Raw genomic sequence first — 16,581 nt, forward strand, 5'->3', positions numbered from 1 at the left:
TGACCGATAGGCGGACTTTGCTGCCGTTGACATTTCAATGATGAAAGTCTGGTTCGATCAGCGATGTAGATGACTGACTGTGTCAGTTGCCATATACAAGAACGAGCTTTCAAATGAATACACACGGTTTAAACCTGAATGCTCATTTGGCGTCTCGGAAAACTAAGTTTGGTGGGGAGTCTAGGATTCGAACCTAGGTGGGTTGCCCCAACGGATTTACAGTCCGCCGCATTTGACCGCTCTGCCAACTCCCCTGAGTTGGTGCCTCGGCACCGGCTAAACTACCGATCAGCACGATCTCAACATGCTACAACGATAGTTAAAGCTACCAAGGCAATAGATGGGTCTAGCAGCGTATTGGAGTATGAAACAATCAACCAGCACCCATCATTCGGGCACTTTCGCGCCCGTTAGATATAATAGGTGTAATGATAGTTCATCTGTTTCATGTGGACGCGATAGTATGAAAGAAACTTTAGCGCAACCCCTGAACCGGACATTGGCTGCATTGCGGAATTTCAGTACTTTGGGCTCCAAGCGGACCTTGGCCCAAACTCCCCTCACCACCCCAAAACCCCTACCGCGCCATCACCGCCCCAATCATCGCCTTCGCACTGTCCGACGCCCAGTTGGCGTCACCCTGCAGCCGCGCGATCTCGCGGCCCTCGCGGTCCAGCAGCACCGTCACCGGCAGGCCCAGCACGCCCGCCCCTCGGGCCAGCTTCTGGCGGGGATCGCGGTGCAGCGGCAGGTTGTCCACGCCGATCTCTTCGAGAAAGCGCACCATGCCTTCGGGCGGGTTGCGGCCCGTCGCGACCGTCACCACCTGAAAATCACTCCCGCCCAGCTCGGTCTGTAGCTCCGACAGGTGCGGCATCTCCTTGCGGCAGGGCGCGCACCAGGTCGCCCAGAAGTTCAGCAGCACGACCTGCCCTTCATACTCGGCCAGTGTCATCTCGGACCCGTCCTCGCCGGTGAACGTCGCCTCCGGCATGGCCGCGGGCTCGGAATGGACGACCAGCTTGCGCATGTCGCCGTCCTTCAGGGCCTCCAGCGCCGGGTCCGCATTTGCACCGGCGGTCAGCCCCATATAGAGAGCCGCGAGAACGATTAGACGCATGTGACCTCCGAAAGATTACGTTATGACCGACACCTCGAACCAGATGTGGGGCGGACGCTTCGCCGATGGCCCGGACGCGATCATGGAAGCAATTAATGCCTCGATCGGGTTCGACCAGCGGCTCGCCCGTCAGGACATCGACGGCTCGCGGGCCCATGCGCAGATGCTCGGCGATACGGGCATCCTCAGCGGTAGCGATGCCAAGGCGATCCGGGAAGGGCTCCTCACGGTCTTGTCAGAGATCGAGGGCGGCACATTTCAGTTCTCCACCGCGCTCGAGGACATCCACATGAACGTGGAGGCCCGCCTGCGCGAGCTGATCGGAGAGCCCGCAGGACGCCTTCACACGGGCCGGTCCCGCAACGATCAGGTGGCGCTCGATTTCCGGATGTGGGTGCGCGACCAATGCGATGCGGCCACGCAAGGAATCACGGCGCTGATGCACGCGCTGCTGGCGCAGGCCGAGGCGGGCGCCGACTGGGTTATGCCCGGCTTCACCCATCTGCAAACCGCCCAGCCGGTCACCTGGGGCCACCACATGATGGCCTATGTGGAGATGCTCTCCCGCGACCGCGCCCGCTTCGGCGATGCCCGCCGCCGCATGAACCTCTCTCCGCTGGGGGCGGCGGCTCTGGCGGGCACGTCCTTCCCCATCGACCGGCATGCGACAGCCAAGGCGCTGGGCTTCGATGCGCCCGCCGCCAACTCGCTCGATGCGGTCGCCGACCGGGACTTCGCGCTGGAATTCCTCGCCGCAAGCTCGATCACCGCGATGCACCTCTCCCGATTTGCCGAGGAACTCGTGATCTGGTCCTCCGCCCAGTTCCGCTTCGTCACCCTCAGCGACCGCTTCTCCACCGGCTCTTCGATCATGCCGCAGAAGAAAAACCCCGACGCCGCCGAGCTGATCCGCGCCAAGATCGGCCGCATCCTCGGCGCCAATGTCGCGCTACTGACCGTGATGAAAGGCCTGCCGCTGACTTATTCCAAGGACATGCAGGAGGACAAAGAGCAGACCTTCGACGCCGCCGACGCCCTCATGCTGTCGCTTGCCGCGATGACCGGCATGGTCTCGGACATGAATGCCAACCAGGACGCCCTGCGCGCCGCCGCCGCCTCGGGGTTCTCTACAGCCACCGATCTGGCCGATTGGCTTGTGCGCGTCCTTGGCCTGCCCTTCCGCGAGGCGCACCACATCACCGGGCGGCTCGTCGCCCTCGCAGAGGCGGAAAACTGCGACCTCCCCGATCTGACGCTCGATCAGATGCGATCTGTCCATGACGGCATCACCGAAAGCGTCTACGATGTCTTGACGGTGGAGGCGTCTGTTGCCTCCCGCACCTCCTATGGCGGCACCGCGCCGTCCGAGGTCCGCAAACAGATCGCTGCCTGGAAGGATCGCCTGTGACACGTTCCATCGCCGCCGCCCTCGCCTTGCTCACCCTCGCCGCCTGCGGCGCGGACGGCGCGCCCGAGCCTCCGACCTATCAGCAGACCCGGACCTACGGGCCGAACGTCTCCATTGGCATCGACAGCCGGGGCAACACCGATGTCGGCGCCAGCATCGGTCTGGGACGCGGGCCCGTCACAGTCTTCGTTGGCCTCTGATCGCAATGTCACCTCTACGCATGATCTACCTCGCCCTCGCGGTCTGGGGCGCAATCCACCCGATGTACTACTTCGTCTCCTGGTTTCAGCAGAACGGCTGGCACCTGCAACCGATGATCGACGCGTGGTACGTGAACGACGCGACCTCCGGCCTGGTTTGGGATCTGACCATCGCCGCCATCGCCCTGACCATCTGGATATTGGCCGAGGTCTTCGCCCGCCGGAACTGGCTCGCCCTCATCGCCATTCCGGCAACCTTCGGCATCGGCGTCAGCTGCGGCCTGCCGCTCTATCTCTTCCTGAGAACCCGCATCACCGAAACGGCTTGACCTCAGGGTCAACCGTCGCCCGAACCTGCGCCTTTCGCTTTGCGGCTGCGAAAGAGCCGGGCCACCCTGATGGGAACGGCAAGGGTGTTCCGTCCCGGCTGCCGCAGGCCGCGCATAAGGATATGGCCAAGCTGAAAGCTCGCGCTGCCCCGCACGGCCTCCAGATCCGATGTCAAAACGGCGATGTGCCGGGCGCGGCTGGCCTTCACCGCCCCAATCTCGCGGCTTAGTGCATCCACCTTGCGGCGTAGGCTGTCTCGTGTCTCCATCGCCCGCTGCCGATGCCCCCGATGCTCCTCCGCCACCGCTTGCCGAGCGGCCTGCAGACGTTCGATCCGAGCTCTTGCTTGCTCCAGCTGAGACTTTGCACCATCAATCTGGGTGGCCTGAAGGCGGCTCTTGGCGACCGCCTTGTCCCGCTCCCGGCGCATCCGGGCAGCCTCCGCAACATGGGTATTCCGCTCTGCCGTCCGGTCGTCTAGCTTGCTCTTCAGCGCAGCCTTGGTGCCCTGAAGCGTCGCGATCAGCTTCGCCTGCTCCTCGGCCCGCTCGAGCCACTGCGCCCGCTCGCGATAGATCTGCTCCAGCCAGCCCCGCGCCGCGTTCAGATCGGTCTCGATCGCCTTGACCTCGGTCAACAGCGCATCCCGGTCGAACTCCGCGCCCGATATGGATTGAAGCGCCGTCCAGAGCCGCGCGACCAGCGGATTGGAGCAGGCCTGCCCCGGTGCCGCGCTCCGATTGAGCGCCGGATCGATGAAGGGACTCGTCTCTCTGTCCAATTCCGGCTCCAGGCCGCAAAAGGACAGCAGAGCCGCGCGGTGATCCTCGTCCCCTGCAACCAGCCGCTCGTAATGGGCGACGAAAACCTCTCCATTCGTGTCCCGCAAGGCGGCCAGATATTTCGTCAGCCAGAACATCTCGGCAATCGCGGCCTCGGTTCCATAATGATCCGCCATCGACGCCATGACCGCCACCGGATCGCGGACGGCAAGAACGATCCGAGGCGTGATGTGCTCAGCCTCGAAGATCCGGCTCCATAGAGGAAGGGTGTAGGCCGTGTTCGGATCCTTGAAGCCCCAAAGTGTCGCGGGATCCTCTTGGATGGCCGCGACGACATGAGATCTCAACGCAGCTTCTGTCTCCAGTACCGTTGGATCGGAAAGCCAGCCTTCGGGCGGCGGGATCTTCGGCGGAGCAAACCGGGCCAGCATATCGCGCTGAAGATGCAGGATCGTCCGATCCTCAAAGGCGCCTTTCGGGTTCTGTTCGCTGGCGCCGATCAAGTCTTCCGACAGGCGCAGCCCCGCGCGGCTCAGAAGACCCGTTACCATCGAGGTTCCGGATCGCCCCGCCCCGGTCACCACGACACAATTGCGCATAGCTGGTCTCCACCGAACACTCCGCCAGGCATCCTGCCGCCAAGACGCGCCGCAGGCAAGCGATGCCCTTTCGCCGATTGAACCTTGCTTGAAACGGGTGTTAGCTGGTCCGATGACAAAATCTGGGACTGGGAGGTCTACCATGAACCGACGTCACTTCACGATCATCGGGGCCATCGCGATGGGTCTGGCCGCGGGCGGGGTCGCTCTGGCCCAGGCGCCGCAATTCTTCCGCATCGGCACCGGCGGCACCTCCGGCACCTACTACCCGATCGGCGGCCTGATCGCGAACGCGATCTCCAACCCGCCGGGATCGCGTCCATGCGAAGAGGGCGGCTCCTGCGGCGTGCCGGGTCTCATCGCCACCGCGCTTTCGGCCAATGGATCGGTTGCCAACGTGAACGCCATCGCGGGCGGAACGCTCGAATCCGGCTTCTCCCAATCGGACGTCGCCACCTGGGCGCAGACCGGCACCGGCATCTGGGAAGACCGCGAACCGGTCGAGAACCTGCGCGCCATCGCCAGCCTCTACCCCGAGACGATCCACCTCGTCGCCTCCGCCGACAGCGGCATCTCGACCGTCGCCGATCTGGCGGGCAAGACCGTCTCTCTCGACGAGCCGGGATCGGGCACGCTGGTCGATGCGCGTATCATCCTCGAAGCCTACGGGCTCAGCGAAGATGACGTTGACGCCGAATACCTCAAGCCAAACCAGGCCGCCGATCGGATGCGCGACGGCGCAATGGATGCGTTCTTCTTCGTCGGCGGCTTCCCCGCCGGCGCCATCGCAGAGCTCGCCAGCCAGGACGACATCACCCTCGTTCCGATCTCGGGCGCCGAAGCCGAAGCGATCACCGGCGAATACACGTTCTTTGCCGAGAACGTCGTCCCCGGCGGCACCTATGAAGGCGTGGCGGATGACGTGACGACCCTTTCGGTCGGTGCGCAATGGATCACCAGCGCCGATCAGCCCGAAGAGCTGATCTACGAGGTTACCGCCGCCCTCTGGAACGAGAATACGCGCAAGCTGCTCGATGCGGGCCACTCCAAGGGCCGTGAGATTACGCCGGAAACGGCGCTCGACGGCATCGGCATCCCGCTCCATCCGGGCGCCGAACGCTTCTACCGCGAAGCAGGCCTTCTCGAGTAACGATCCCAGCCGGTCCCGTCCCTCGGGACCGGCTTTTCTAACTCTACGACCGGAGAGCACCCGATGGCTGCGAGCGACACCGACCGCGCCAAGGCGCAGACCCCTACCGAACGCGCGGAGGCGCTGACCGAAGCCGAAATGCAGGCGCTCGAAGAGCAGTTCGATCCCGAAATGCGCTTCCGGCCCCTGCTGCCCACCCTTAGCTGGGCCACGGCCATCGCGCTTTTCGTGCTCTCCTGCTACCACTTCTACACCGCCGGTTACGGCATCCCCCAGGCAACGACCCACCGCGGCACCCATCTGGCCTTCACGCTTGCGCTGATCTTCCTGTCCTTCGTGGTCTGGGGCGAACGCAAGGAGCCGAAATCGACAATTCTCTCCCCGCTCGGCCTGCCGATCTACGATTGGGTCCTGCTGGTCGCGGGCATCGTTTCGGCGATGTATGTGCCATGGATCTTCACCGATCTGGCGATGCGTGTCGGCAATCCGTTCCCCATCGATGTCTTCATGGGCACCGTGCTCATCGTCGTCCTGCTGGAGGCGACGCGCCGCTCCATGGGCTGGCCGCTGCCGGTGATCGCGCTTCTCTTCATCGCCTATGCCTATTTCGGCCAATCCATGCCCGGCGTCCTCGTCCACCCCGGCGCTGACTGGAAAGGCATCGTCAATCACCTCTACCTGACCTCGCAAGGGATCTACGGCACCGCGCTGGGCGTGATCTCGACCTATGTCTTCCACTTCGTCCTCTTTGGCGTGCTCGCCACCCGCATCGGTCTGGGACAGCTCTTCATCGATCTGGCCTCCGCGCTCGCGGGGCGGTTCGCAGGCGGACCGGCCAAGGTCTCGGTTGTTTCCTCGGCCATGCTCGGCTCGATCTCGGGCTCGTCCATCGCCAACACCGTCACCACCGGATCGCTGACCATCCCTGCGATGAAGCGCATCGGCTACCCGCCCCATTTCGCCGCCGCCGTCGAGGCTGCCAGCTCCACCGGCGGTCAGATCACCCCGCCCGTTATGGGCGCTGTCGCTTTCCTGATGATTGAATATCTCGGCGTGCCGCTGACGACGATCCTGACTGCGGCCCTCGTGCCCGCCTTCATGCACTTCTTCGGCGTTCTGGTGCAGGTCCATCTGGAGGCCCGCCGCCGGGGCCTGCGCGGGCTGACCAAGGACGAGCTTCCCGTTGCCTGGACCGTCTTCAAGGCAGGCTGGCTGACGACCCTGCCGCTCTTCGTGCTGGTGGCGATCCTGCTGTCCGGGAAGACGCCCTATCTCGCCGCCTTCTGGGGCATCGCCTCCTGCCTGCTGGTGCTGGTCCTGCAGAACCTCATCCGACACGACCTGAAAACGGCCGCCACCGAAACCGTCCGTGAAACCTGGGACGGCTTTGTCGTCGGCGCGAAATATTCGCTCTCCGTCACCGCCGCCGCCGCTCTCGTGGGCGTCATCATTGGCGTCGTTACCCTGACCGGCGTCGGCTTCAAGATCGCCTACATGGTCACCGGCGTCGCCGCCACATGGGCCGAAAATCTCTCTGCCACGCTCGCCTTCCTCCCCTTCGACGTGATGAGCGTCGAGGGTCTGACGCTCCTCTTCACCCTCATCATGACGGCCATCGTCTGCGTTCTGATGGGCTGCGGCATCCCGACAACGGCGAACTATCTGATTATGATCGCAGTTGCCGCGCCGATCCTGGGTCTGCTCGGCGTCCAGCCAATCGTCGCGCATTTCTTCGTCTTCTATTACGGGGTGCTCGCGGACATCACGCCGCCCGTGGCGCTCGCCGCCTATGCGGCCGCCGGGATCGCCGATGCCAACGCCTTCAAGGCGGGCAACACCGCGTTCCGGCTCGGCATGGGCAAGGCGCTCGTGCCTTTCGTCTTCGTCTTCTCGCCCTCGATGCTGCTGGTCGTCGACGGCTTTACGTGGAGCGAATTCTTCCTCGCCACGCTCGGCGCCATGGCGGGGATCTGGATGCTGTCGGCGGCCTTCGCCAACTGGCTCTTCGCGCCGCTCAGAGGCTACGAAAGGGTACTGCTGTCGATCTCCGCGATCCTTCTGGTCGCGCCCGATCTCTATGCCACGCTGTTCGGTGTCGCTCTGGTCCTGCCCGCGTTACTGCGCCAGCTCCCAGTGCTCATGTCAGGAGAGGCCCCGCCGGTCCAAAGCGCCGACAGCTAGCGGCCAGCGACTACTCCGCCGCGCTCCTCAGGCTCGCCATCAGGCGATGGAACTTCTCGCCTTGAACGGCGACATGCCCACGCAGCCGCGTTGAGGCTGTTTCCGGATCGCCCGCGACCAGCGCCTCCACGATCGCCTCATGCTCGTCCATCGACTGCGCCATGCGTCCGCGAAATCGCAGCTGTTGGCGCCGGAACGGCCGCAGCCGCTTGTGCAGCCGCGTCGTCTCCTGCTCCAGAAAGGCATTGCCGGACTGCGCATAGATGATCTGATGAAAGCGCTCGTTCTCGGCGTAATAGGCATCCGGATCGCCCCGCTCGATCGCCTCGTGGCAGCGTTCATTGGCCTCGCGCAGATCCTCCAGCGCCTCGTCGGCAATCCGCATCGCCGCCAGCCGCCCGCAGGCCGCTTCCAGCTCGGCCATCACCTCGAACATCTCAATCAGCTCGACGGGACCCGGCTGCCGCACGAAGGCCCCGCGATGCGGGATCAGCTCGATCAGACCCGACAGCGACAGCCGCTGCAACGCCTCGCGGAACGGCGTGCGCGACACCCCGAACTGCTCGGCCAGCCGAACCTCGTCAAGCCGTTCGCCATTCGCGAAGGTCCCGTCGAAGATCAGCTCTTCCAGCGCTTTCGCAATTCTGTCCGCATGTCGCTCTGTCATCTGTGAACCACTCAACCACACATTCTTGAATTCAAGAACATCAAATTTGTATACAAAATTCTTGACGTCCTGCGCAATCAAGACATACTCGACATAAGAACAAGGTCAAACGACCGGTCAGTCTTTGGGAAGGGGCTCATCATGACATCAGCTTTGAAACTCGTCGCCGCCGTGGCCGCGCTCTCGGTCGGGGCAGGGGCTGCTCAGGCTGCCGAACTGCGCCTGTCGCACCAGTGGTCCAACAACGACATCCGCCACAAGGTCGCCCAGATGGTCGCCGACGACGTCGCCGCCGCCGATGTCGATCTCGAGATCAAGATCTTCCCGTCCAAATCACTCTTCAAACCGCGCGAGCAGTACCAGCCGCTCAGCCGCGGTCAGCTCGACATGACCGTCCTGCCGCTCAGCTATGCAGGCGGCGTGCAGCCCGCCTTCAACCTCACGCTCATGCCCGGCCTCGTGAAGAACCACGACCATGCCGCGCGCCTCTCCGACAGCGCCTTCATGGAGGCACTGGAAGAGAAAATGGCCGAAGACGACGTCATGGTCCTTGTCCACGGCTATCTCGCGGGGGGCTTTGCAGGCAAGGATGGCTGCATCACCAGCCCCGATGACGTGCAGGGCCTCCAGACCCGCGCCGCAGGCAAATCTTTCGAACAGATGCTTGCCGGGGCAGGGGCCTCCATCGCCTCCATGGCGTCGTCCGAGATCTACAACGCCATGCAGACCGGCGTTCTGAACGCGGCCAACACCTCGTCCTCGTCCTTCGTCTCCTACCGCATCTACGAGCAGGTCAGTTGCTACACGCCTGCTGGCGATGTCGCGCTGTGGTTCATGTATCAGCCGCTCCTGATGAACAAATCGACTTTCGAGGACCTCACCGAAGAGCAGCAAGCCGCTCTCATGGCCGCCTCCGAAAAGGCAGAAGCCTTCTACCTGGAAGAAGCCAAGAAGGAAGACGCCGCTTCCGAAGAGGTGTTTCGCGAGGCCGGTGTGGAGATCGCGCGCATGACGCCCGAGGATTTCGAGGCCTGGCGGGCTCTCGCGCAAGAGACCTCCTACCAGGCGTTTGTCGAGGAAGTTCCGAACGGCCAGGAGCTGCTCGATATGGCTCTATCGGTGGAGTAATGCCTGCTGAGCGGTCTGAAGATGACATCGGATTGCCTCTATCTGCTCATATGGTTCAACAGGAATTTGCTAACCTTATTACGTTAGGTCAGCACCGATCGGATGCCCCGAGATCATGAACGAGAGCTGGAGACGCCCAATGAACCATCTGACGACTGCGGCCATTGCCGCACTCGCGATAGCTGCCACACCCATGGCCGCTTTCGCGCAAAACCTGAACCTCAGCCATCAATGGTCGACAAGCGATGTCCGACACGAGGTGGCCGAGGTTTTCGCGACTGAGCTGGCGAATGCTGATGTCGGCCTCGATGTCACGATCCACGAAAAGGGCAGCCTTTTCAAAGCGCGCGAGCAATACGAACCGCTCAAATCGGGCGAGCTGGATCTCACGATCTATCCTCTCGCCTATTCGGGTGGGGAGCGTCCGCAATACAGCCTCACGCTGATGCCTGGCCTCGTTCAGAACCACGACCACGCCTTGCGCCTGACCGAATCAGAATTCATGGACGATATCGAGGCGCTGATGGCCGAGGATGACGTCATGGTCCTCGCCCACGGCTATCTCGCAGGTGGCTTCGCTGGAACGAATGGCTGCGTGACCCATCCCGATGATGTGAAAGACACGACCGCGCGTGCCGCAGGCGCCGCGTTCGAGGCGATGGTGTCAGGCGCCGGGGCGAACATCGAATCGATGTCGTCTTCCAAGATCTACGAAGCGATGGAAGCCGGGACCCTTCAGGTCGCCAACACCTCCTCCGCAAGCTTCGTCAGCTACGAAATTTACGAACAGGTCACCTGTTTCACCCCGGCAGGCGACTACGCGCTTTGGTTCATGTACATGCCGCTTCTGATGAACAAGGCAAAGTTCGACGCCATGTCGCCCGAACAGCAGACCGCTGTGATGGAGGCCGGTCAGGCCGCCCAGGACTACTATTTCTCCGAAGCCGCAGCGCAGGACAGCATGGCGCGCGATGTCTTTCAGGAGAAAGGCGTCGAAATCAAAGAGATGTCATTCGACGACTACATCGCCTGGTTCGGCGTCGCCAAGCTGACCTCCTACGAGGCATTTCTCGAAGACATGCCCGACGGTCTGGCCCTGCTGGACAAGGCGCTCAACGTCGAGTGACGCCAGCGGACGACCAAACGGCGCGATAAGCCGACCCCGATCCGGGGAAAGATAAAGAAACGGCGGCATGCGGCCTCAATCGCCTGCCGCCACCAACCGGGAAGGGGACCCTATGGCAGCACATGGGGGCGAGACGAAGGCGGTGGCCTTGGACGACAAAGGTGCGTTTTTCCGCACCGTCGCCTGGATCAGCACCATCGCCGGATGGACGTCTGCCGCGATGATCGTGGCCGCCGTGGGCATTACCTGCCAGATGATCTTCGTGCGGTTCGTGCTGAACTGGTCCACCGTCTGGCAGACCGAAATGGTCATTTACCTCGTGATCGCCGCCACACTGGTCGGTTTGCCCTATGTGCAGCTCCTGCGCGGCCATGTGAATGTCGATCTGATCCCGCTCGCCCTGCCGATGGGACTTCGCAAGGCCCTCGCGGTCTTCACGCTCAGCCTCTCGATCCTGATCATCGGCGTCATGCTTTGGTACGGTTACGAATACTGGCACTTCGCCTGGGATCGCGGGTGGCGCTCCGACACGGTCTGGGGCGTGCGCCTCTGGATCCCCTATTTCGCGCTGCCCGTCGGCTTCGGCCTTCTCATGCTGCAACTGATTGCCGATCTCGTCGCCGTGATCACCGGCACCGAAAAACCCTTCGGACTGGAGGACAGCTGATGGATCCCCTCGTTCTCGGCGCGCTCGTCGCGGTCATGACGATCCTCGTCCTTTTCTCCGGCGTCTCCGTCGCCATCGGCCTTCTGATCGTCTCGGCGGGCTTCCTGATCATCTTCGACGGCGTCCGCTCTCTCGAACTCATGCCCGAAATTCTCTTCGGCAAGCTCGACAATTTCGCGCTTCTGTCGATCCCGATGTTCATCATCATGGGCGCCTCAATCGCCTCGACCCGGGCAGGCGCGGACCTCTACGAGGCGCTCGAACGCTGGATGACCCGCATCCCCGGCGGCCTCGTCATCTCCAACCTTGGCGCCTGTGCGCTCTTCTCGGCCATGTCCGGCTCCTCCCCCGCCACCTGCGCGGCCATTGGCAAGATGGGCATCCCAGAAATGCGCAAACGCGGCTATCCAGACGGTGTCGCCGCAGGCTCCATCGCGGCAGGCGGCACGCTCGGCATCCTGATCCCGCCCTCGGTCACGATGATCGTCTACGGCATCGCCACCGAAACCTCGATCGGGCGCCTCTTTCTGGCGGGCGTCTTCCCAGGCCTGCTGCTCGTCGGGCTCTTTATGGCCTGGTCGCTCTATTCCACCTGGCGCTCGGGCAATACCGAGCTTCTGGCCACAGGCAGCTACACCTGGGCCCAGAAGTTCGAGATCCTACCCCGCGTCCTGCCGTTCCTCGCCATCATCGTCGGCGTTCTCTACGCGATGTATGGCGGCATCGCGACGCCGTCGGAAACGGCGGCCGTCGGCGCGCTCCTCTGCCTGATGATCGCGATGATCGTCTACAAGCTCTGGAATCCCCGCGATCTCTGGGTCGTCTTGCGCGACAGCACCAAAGAATCGGTGATGATCCTCTTCATCATCGCCGCCGCGGGCGTCTTCTCCTACATGCTCTCTTCGCTCTTCATCACGCAGGCCATCGCCGAATGGATTGGCACGCTCGACGTGAACCGCTGGGTCCTGATGGGCGCGGTCAACGTCTTCCTGCTGATCGCGGGCTTCTTCCTGCCCCCCGTCGCCGTCATCCTGATGGCGGCCCCGATCCTGCTGCCGATCATCATCACCGCCGGCTTCGATCCGATCTGGTTCGCCGTGATCCTGACCATAAATATGGAGATCGGGCTGATTTCCCCGCCGGTCGGGCTGAACCTCTACGTCATCAACGGCATCGCGCCCGACATCTCGCTTCGCACGATCCTCACCGGATCACTCCCCTTCGTCGCCTGCATGGTGATCGCCATCATCGTCCTCTGCCTCTTTCCCGGCATCGCGACTTGGCTGCCTGACGCTGTGATGGGCAAGATCCCGTGACCCTTCTGGCCGACCTGCTCTCCACCGTCTTCGAGCGGCGCCACCGCCAGCCCGCGCCCTCTGCGCAGGATGACAGGCTGCTCACCGATCTGGCCAGCGCCCTCATCGGCGCGCCCGGAGAGACGTCGGGCCGCGATCTCGGCACCCGCATCCTGGCCCGCTACGACGCCCTCGCGGATACTGACAAGCTCGCCTTCTTCCGCCATCTCGCCACCGAGATGAACATCGACCCCGAAGCGGTCCGCACCACGCTCGATCACTACGAAAAGGACCCCTCCCGGGCCTCCTACCTCGCCTTCGCCAGCGCGGCCGAGCCGCCCAGGCAGGAACTGATCCGCCGCCTCAACCGCATTCCCGGAGCCACCGGATCGCTCGTCCGGATGCGCGCCGATCTGCTCCGCCTCGGCAAGGGAGAGCCTGCGCTCGACGCCCTCGATCTCGACTTCCGCCACCTCTTCAAATCGTGGTTCAATCGCGGCTTTCTCGTCCTGCGCCCGATCAATTGGGAAAGCCCCGCGCATATCCTCGAAAAGATCATCGCCTACGAGGCCGTCCACGCCATAGGTAGCTGGGACGACTTGCGCCGCCGCCTCGCCCCCAAAGACCGCCGCTGCTTCGCCTTCTTCCACCCGGCCATGCCCGATGAGCCACTGATCTTCGTCGAGGTCGCCCTGACCCACGGCATCCCCGGCTCGGTCCAGGACCTGCTCGCCGAGGACCGCGAGGCTATGCCCCCCGAAGAGGCCGACACGGCCGTCTTCTACTCGATCTCCAACTGCCAGGCCGGGCTTGCCAGCATCTCTTTCGGCAGCTCACTCATCAAGCAGGTCGCCTCCGATCTCTCCGCCGAGTTCACGCATCTCAAGACCTTCGTCACCCTTTCGCCCATCCCCGGGCTGACCCGCTGGCTGGGCAGCCAGAACATCGAAGCCGACCCCGCCGAGATCAAATCGCTCGCCGCCCGCTACCTGATGACCGCCAAAGGCCGCGAGGATCTGCCCCTCGATCCCGTCGCCCGCTTCCATCTGGGCAACGGCGCGGTGATCCACGCCCTCCACGCCGAGGCGGACACCTCCGCGAAGGGGCGCGCGCAGTCCGGCGGGGCGATGGTGAACTACCTTTACGACCTGACCCGGATCGCGCAGAACCATGAACAGTTCGCCGCGACGCGCAAGGTGATCGCCTCCCCCGAGGTGGCATCGCTCGCCGCCCCCGCCCCGGGCCGTCGCGCAAAAGCAAGGCAGGCCGAATGACCAACCCGCTTTACGACACCCTCTTCGGCGCCCATGCGGGCAAGGACACACCCTTTCTGCACCTGCCAGGTGGCACGACAATCACCCATGCGGCTTTCCTGGCGCAAACCGCCCAGATGGCCCACGCCCTCACCGATCTTGGCCTTCAGGCGGGTGATCGCGTCGCCGCCCAGATCGACAAATCCCCGAACGCCCTCGCGCTCTATGCCGCCTGCGCCCAGACCGGCCTGATCTTCCTGCCGCTCAACACCGCCTATACCGAAGGCGAGCTGAGCTATTTCGTCGAAAACAGCGGCGCGCGCCTCCTCGTGGCGTCCGGCAAAGCCGCCAAGGCGCTCACCCCGATGGCAGGCCGCCTTGGCACCCGGCTCGAAACGCTCGACGCGGATGGCGGAACCCTGGCAGAGGCGGCCTCGACCAACCCCACCACCTTCCAAACAGCCGAGCGCAGCAAAGACGATCTGGCCGCCTTCCTCTACACCTCCGGCACGACGGGCCGCTCCAAGGGTGCGATGCTCACCCAGTCGAACCTGCTCTCCAATGCGCAGACCCTCGCAAAGCTCTGGCGGTTCACCCAAGACGACACGCTTCTCCACGCCCTGCCGATCTTCCACACGCATGGGCTGTTTGTGGCGACGAACGTCACGCTGATCGCGGGCGGCAGTATGATCTTCCTGCCGAAATTCGACCTCGACGCCATGATCGACCACATGCCGCAGGCCACCGCGATGATGGGTGTGCCCACCTTCTACACCCGCCTCCTCGACGATCCGCGCTTCACCGCGGGTCTCACCCGGCACATGCGCCTCTTCGTCTCCGGCTCCGCGCCGCTGCTCGCCGAAACCCATACCCGGTTCGAAGAGCGCACCGGCCACCGCATCCTCGAACGCTACGGGATGACGGAGACCAACATGAACACCTCCAATCCCTATGACGGCGACCGCCGCCCCGGCACGGTCGGTTTCCCGCTCCCGGACGTCGAGCTCAAGATCACTGACCCCGCCACGGGGGGCGCACTCCCGGACGGAGAGATCGGCCAGATCGAAGTGCGCGGCCCCAATGTCTTCAAGGGCTACTGGCAGATGCCGGACAAGACGGCGGCCGAGCTGCGCGCCGACGGCTTTTTCATCACCGGCGATCTCGGCACCCGTGACGCCGACGGCTATATCCGCATCGTCGGGCGCAATAAGGACCTCATCATCTCGGGCGGCTACAACATCTACCCCAAAGAGATCGAGATCCTCCTCGACGACCAGCCCGGCATCCGCGAAAGCGCCGTCATCGGCGTGCCGCACCCCGATTTCGGCGAAACCGTCGTCGGCATCCTCGTCCCTGAAAGCGGAGCGCACCCCGACCCCGACAACATCCTCGCCGCCATCGCCCCCTCCCTCGCCCGCTTCAAACACCCCCGCAAACTGATCCTCGCGGACGAGCTTCCCCGCAACACGATGGGCAAGGTCCAAAAGAACGTCCTGCGCGAGGCCCATGCGGGGTTGTTTGCGGCTGCTGAGACGTGAGGTGTGTTGCGGTCGCCCCGGCCAGAGCGCGGGTCGATTGCAGAAATAGTCTCAACGACTGCTCTAGGTTCATTTTGACAGCTGCTGCGCGCCGCATAAATGACCGTTTCCGGCTAACCAGCGCTCATGCTATAAGCTGCCCTGGCTCACATCTAAAGGCGTTCGTTTATCGGTTCGGCACGTATTGAGGTATTTAGCCACTCTGCAAGATCAGTCGCAATTGAAAAGCCGTAAGATAACTGTCTTTTGTCTTCTTCTCCGAATACGCCTTCGAGGTGCCAGCTTTCCCTGTACCAATGATTGGAAACACACCAAACGGCTTTTTGATGTGCGGAAGAGCCAGGCTCAGTATCCTCAGGCCACCACGAGTCCCTAGAAGGTTTGAAGAGGGCAAGGAATTGCTCTGGCATTGTTTCAAACATGCGCTGAACATAGGTGCGAGCAGCCTGACCCTCTTCCAAGAAGAACGACCATGTTCCGAGCGAGCATATAACCGGTGATGCTTTTTCTACCCACCGATAGTTTGAGCCTGTATTTGCCACATAACCGCAAGCTTCCATTAATTGAAATGTGCTGGTCAGACGGTGAGGAACAACGAAAATATCGGTTGGTTTGGCCCTCCCGATGCAGTCAAGAACCTCGTTCTTTTGAAAGCGTAGGTTTGAAACGCAAAACGCCCCAATCACCCACAGCAGGTCGATTTTGAATCGGCCCGGATCTGTCCCGAGCAAGTCTCGCACTTCCTTTTCGGTGAATTTGCAGATCAAATCTGGCGAGATGATACCCATGCGCCGCATCATCCAATGGATTTCGAAAAAATCGCTCATATCCGCGAGCCCACCGACATAGCAGTTGCGAAGATCCACATCGGTCGCTTGATTAGACATCCTCACGGATGTGCAGCCATAGAGTGTTTGCACTATCAACTCTCGAAAGAGCTCAGATTCATCCGAAGAGAACAGCATCCTTTGTCATAGCCGTCCGGCATCAAAAAAGACAAGTTAGCTTCAATCCCATAGCAGCCATTGATCTTGAGTGAGCGAAAGCTCACTTCGTCCGCATCCTTCTCTTTCCCTAAACTACTCTTCCCTCGACACCTGCACCCTACGGCAAAGCCCGGCCTAGACCCGTGTCGCG

The 16,581-nt window shown here is 62.7% G+C and carries 15 protein-coding genes and 1 tRNA gene; 11 read left to right on the forward strand and 5 right to left on the reverse strand.

Going from position 1 to position 16,581, the window contains the following annotated elements; all coding sequences use genetic code 11:
• Positions 1 to 169: 169 nt before the first annotated feature.
• A tRNA-Tyr gene (locus tag AAD018_RS03020) sits at positions 170 to 254 on the reverse strand.
• A 323-nt stretch (positions 255 to 577) separates the two neighbouring features.
• The gene (locus AAD018_RS03025; RefSeq protein ID WP_367313612.1) at positions 578 to 1,120 is read right to left on the reverse strand and encodes a TlpA disulfide reductase family protein; all 543 of its coding nucleotides are present in this window, start codon (positions 1,118 to 1,120) and stop codon (positions 578 to 580) included.
• Between the two features lie 22 nt (positions 1,121 to 1,142).
• On the opposite strand from AAD018_RS03025, the gene argH reads away from it, so the two are divergent.
• The 3 genes from argH to AAD018_RS03040 are packed head-to-tail and all read left to right on the forward strand — an operon-like array spanning position 1,143 to position 3,057.
• A complete protein-coding gene (gene argH, locus AAD018_RS03030) occupies positions 1,143 to 2,528 on the forward strand; it encodes an argininosuccinate lyase (RefSeq protein ID WP_367313611.1) in 1,386 nt (461 codons plus the stop codon).
• Positions 2,525 to 2,728 carry a hypothetical protein gene (locus tag AAD018_RS03035; RefSeq protein ID WP_367313610.1) on the forward strand — a complete coding sequence of 68 codons (204 nt, stop codon included), beginning with the start codon at positions 2,525 to 2,527 and terminating at the stop codon, positions 2,726 to 2,728. Before argH ends, AAD018_RS03035 begins: the two co-directional genes overlap by 4 nt.
• Before the next feature lie 5 nt (positions 2,729 to 2,733).
• Complete coding sequence (locus AAD018_RS03040; protein ID WP_367313609.1) at positions 2,734 to 3,057, forward strand: DUF2834 domain-containing protein; 324 nt, start codon at positions 2,734 to 2,736, stop codon at positions 3,055 to 3,057.
• 8 nt (positions 3,058 to 3,065) lie between these two features.
• Here AAD018_RS03040 and AAD018_RS03045 read toward each other — a convergent pair whose 3' ends face one another.
• Positions 3,066 to 4,439, reverse strand: coding sequence for a sulfotransferase family protein (locus AAD018_RS03045; RefSeq protein WP_367313608.1), 1,374 nt, complete (start codon positions 4,437 to 4,439; stop codon positions 3,066 to 3,068).
• 142 nt (positions 4,440 to 4,581) lie between these two features.
• Here AAD018_RS03045 and AAD018_RS03050 point away from each other — a divergent pair, with 142 nt between their 5' ends.
• The gene (locus AAD018_RS03050) at positions 4,582 to 5,589 is read left to right on the forward strand and encodes a TAXI family TRAP transporter solute-binding subunit (protein WP_367313607.1); all 1,008 of its coding nucleotides are present in this window, start codon (positions 4,582 to 4,584) and stop codon (positions 5,587 to 5,589) included.
• Between the two features lie 63 nt (positions 5,590 to 5,652).
• Positions 5,653 to 7,770: a TRAP transporter permease gene (locus AAD018_RS03055; protein ID WP_367313606.1), complete on the forward strand. Its 2,118-nt coding sequence runs from the start codon at positions 5,653 to 5,655 to the stop codon at positions 7,768 to 7,770.
• A 10-nt stretch (positions 7,771 to 7,780) separates the two neighbouring features.
• Here AAD018_RS03055 and AAD018_RS03060 read toward each other — a convergent pair whose 3' ends face one another.
• A complete protein-coding gene (locus tag AAD018_RS03060; RefSeq protein ID WP_367313605.1) occupies positions 7,781 to 8,437 on the reverse strand; it encodes a GntR family transcriptional regulator in 657 nt (218 codons plus the stop codon).
• Between the two features lie 141 nt (positions 8,438 to 8,578).
• Here AAD018_RS03060 and dctP (AAD018_RS03065) point away from each other — a divergent pair, with 141 nt between their 5' ends.
• The 6 genes from dctP (AAD018_RS03065) (at position 8,579) to AAD018_RS03090 (ending at position 15,444) form a co-directional block, all read left to right on the forward strand.
• Complete coding sequence (gene dctP / locus AAD018_RS03065) at positions 8,579 to 9,565, forward strand: TRAP transporter substrate-binding protein DctP (RefSeq protein WP_367313604.1); 987 nt, start codon at positions 8,579 to 8,581, stop codon at positions 9,563 to 9,565.
• A gap of 139 nt (positions 9,566 to 9,704) precedes the next feature.
• On the forward strand, positions 9,705 to 10,691 hold the full coding sequence (gene dctP / locus AAD018_RS03070; protein ID WP_367313603.1) for a TRAP transporter substrate-binding protein DctP: 987 nt from the start codon (positions 9,705 to 9,707) through the stop codon (positions 10,689 to 10,691).
• Positions 10,692 to 10,803: 112 nt separating this feature from the next.
• Positions 10,804 to 11,358, forward strand: coding sequence for a TRAP transporter small permease (locus AAD018_RS03075; protein ID WP_367313602.1), 555 nt, complete (start codon positions 10,804 to 10,806; stop codon positions 11,356 to 11,358).
• Complete coding sequence (locus tag AAD018_RS03080) at positions 11,358 to 12,674, forward strand: TRAP transporter large permease (protein WP_367313601.1); 1,317 nt, start codon at positions 11,358 to 11,360, stop codon at positions 12,672 to 12,674. Before AAD018_RS03075 ends, AAD018_RS03080 begins: the two co-directional genes overlap by 1 nt.
• Positions 12,671 to 13,927, forward strand: coding sequence for a malonyl-CoA decarboxylase (locus tag AAD018_RS03085; RefSeq protein WP_367313600.1), 1,257 nt, complete (start codon positions 12,671 to 12,673; stop codon positions 13,925 to 13,927). The genes AAD018_RS03080 and AAD018_RS03085 overlap by 4 nt, the downstream gene beginning before the upstream one ends.
• Positions 13,924 to 15,444, forward strand: a complete 1,521-nt coding sequence (locus tag AAD018_RS03090) for a malonate--CoA ligase (protein WP_367313599.1) — start codon at positions 13,924 to 13,926, stop codon at positions 15,442 to 15,444. The genes AAD018_RS03085 and AAD018_RS03090 overlap by 4 nt, the downstream gene beginning before the upstream one ends.
• 152 nt (positions 15,445 to 15,596) lie before the next feature.
• On the opposite strand, the gene AAD018_RS03095 is transcribed toward AAD018_RS03090, so the two are convergent.
• On the reverse strand, positions 15,597 to 16,271 hold the full coding sequence (locus tag AAD018_RS03095; protein ID WP_367313598.1) for a hypothetical protein: 675 nt from the start codon (positions 16,269 to 16,271) through the stop codon (positions 15,597 to 15,599).
• Positions 16,272 to 16,581: the final 310 nt, after the last annotated feature.

Origin of the sequence: Aestuariibius insulae (genome assembly GCF_040783535.2) — a bacterium.
Taxonomy (GTDB): domain Bacteria; phylum Pseudomonadota; class Alphaproteobacteria; order Rhodobacterales; family Rhodobacteraceae; genus Aestuariibius; species Aestuariibius insulae.